At 63.0% G+C, this 411-nt stretch carries 2 protein-coding genes; one reads left to right on the top strand and one right to left on the bottom strand.

The genetic code is table 11. The annotated features are described in order from the left end of the window. A partial coding sequence (locus AB4Z16_RS28150) for a hypothetical protein (protein WP_441514595.1) occupies positions 1-68 on the bottom strand: 68 nt, incomplete at its 3' end. On the opposite strand from AB4Z16_RS28150, the gene AB4Z16_RS28145 reads away from it, so the two are divergent. Next, a partial coding sequence (locus AB4Z16_RS28145; protein WP_441514594.1) for a class I SAM-dependent methyltransferase occupies positions 40-411 on the top strand: 372 nt, incomplete at its 3' end. The genes AB4Z16_RS28150 and AB4Z16_RS28145 overlap by 29 nt on opposite strands.

Raw genomic sequence — 411 nt, 5'->3', positions numbered from 1 at the left:
GCACCGGGGTGACCGGAATTGGCTTGCTGGACGGCGTCCATGGCAAGCACGCGGATGGCGTCCGCCATCAATTTGGCGGGCTGCGAGGCGAAAGGGCTGGTGGCGGGATGGGCGAGGGCAGACATGCGGCGAGAACCTGAGCGCGGGAAAACCGCAATTTTAGCAGAAGCAGAGGGTATTTCCGGACGCCCGGGCACGGCTCGAAGGGGTCGTCAAAGCTGGACCGAATGGCTGGCACCCGGCGTAGGCGCCACATTGGGCGATATCCATGTGGTTGCGGCGTCACGTTCCGCCCATCAACAGATCGAAATTGGCGACAGCGCCCAATTTGGCCGCATCTTCCGGCTCGATGGCCGCGTGATGAGCACCGAAGCGGACGCCTGGATCCAGCATGAATTGATGGTCCATCCC

It is taken from the genome of Allobosea sp. TAF32 (genome assembly GCF_052113585.1).
Classification (GTDB): domain Bacteria; phylum Pseudomonadota; class Alphaproteobacteria; order Rhizobiales; family Beijerinckiaceae; genus Allobosea.
The sequence above is the reverse complement of the archived record's forward strand: the minus strand, read 5'-3'. Positions and strand labels throughout refer to the sequence as shown.